Genomic DNA, 1,160 nt, shown 5'->3' with positions numbered 1-1,160 from the left:
ATCACACAGGGATACAGTCCAAGGTTGGCACCGATTACCTTTAAACGAAGGTAGTGAAAAGATGGTATGAAAAGAAGGGGAACAACCGCACCATCACAAACGGACTCAATCCGTCGCTGAATGAGGGATTACCCTTAAACATACATTGAGGAAAGTTACATGATGAAGAAGGAGGCACGCATTACAAATGCGCGCCAGCGGGGGGTGGCATAGTCCAGATGCAGTCCATATTTTTACAAAAATCTGGACTGCCACATTCATAGATTTCGCAAATATTAATAAATACGCGAGTTTATGAATTTAAAAAATGACCAACCTCTCTATTCTCTCACAGTGGGAGAATACATCGAGCTTCATCAGTCTCTGCTGAATGTTATTCCATCAGCAAATTCTGCTGCTGAAAAAGAAAAAGACTTGCTGACGATCAGCGAGGCAGCCACCTATCTGGATCTGGCGGTTTCCACCCTCTATGCGATGAACAGTCGTCGCCAGATTCCATTTTCAAAAGTCCTTGGCAAGGTTTATTATCGACGGTCAGTCCTCGATGCCTGGCTAGCCACTGGCGAACGTAAAACCACCGCCCAACTTCGAGCTGAAACAAGGAAAGGAGGGAATGATCTATGAACATCCCCACTACGCCACAAATAGAAAGTGCATTAACCGTCATGGTTGGCAACATTAAGCGCTTAAGTGAATCTTTAAAGTATTATGCCAATACATCCAACGTCTCTCCTCAAAAGGTAGAAGAGCGAAATGCTGAAATTCAACATATCACAGAAGCCTATAATACAATGGAGAATTTATTCATGGCAACCAAAGTGCTTATGCCTGCTATTGAGTTTTTTTATGAAAGCTTTGACGATCCCAATGTTGATGGAATCAATCTTCGAATTGATTTTGGCAGAGGCAACGATCTCGGTAAGTATTCCAGTCATACAATTGAAAGGAATTGATAGAAATGGATTTTATACCTATTAATATACCGAATCAGCTTTCGACCAATAGCCCTCCATCACTATCAGTCGAAAACCTGGCACCCATCCGAACAGCCAACGATCGGCTTATGGATGCCATCAATGCCCCACCCATCAAAATGTTGTTGGGAAACATCTGGATGTCGGGCGAATTGCACCTGTTATTTGCCGATACAGGCGTTGGGA

3 protein-coding genes are annotated in these 1,160 nt (G+C 43.3%); all 3 read left to right on the top strand.

The genetic code is table 11. The features are described 5' to 3' along the window. The first annotated feature begins 294 nt into the window (after positions 1-294). The gene (locus LX69_RS17415) at positions 295-624 is read left to right on the top strand and encodes a helix-turn-helix domain-containing protein (protein WP_111447298.1); all 330 of its coding nucleotides are present in this window, start codon (positions 295-297) and stop codon (positions 622-624) included. Further along, on the top strand, positions 621-953 hold the full coding sequence (locus LX69_RS17410; RefSeq protein WP_111447297.1) for a hypothetical protein: 333 nt from the start codon (positions 621-623) through the stop codon (positions 951-953). Before LX69_RS17415 ends, LX69_RS17410 begins: the two co-directional genes overlap by 4 nt. 5 nt (positions 954-958) lie before the next feature. Next, on the top strand, positions 959-1,160 hold a 202-nt coding region (locus LX69_RS17655), incomplete at its 3' end, for a hypothetical protein (RefSeq protein ID WP_449495010.1).

It is taken from the genome of Breznakibacter xylanolyticus, assembly GCF_003254275.1.
GTDB lineage: Bacteria > Bacteroidota > Bacteroidia > Bacteroidales > Marinilabiliaceae > Breznakibacter > Breznakibacter xylanolyticus.
The sequence above is the reverse complement of the archived record's forward strand: the minus strand, read 5'-3'. Positions and strand labels throughout refer to the sequence as shown.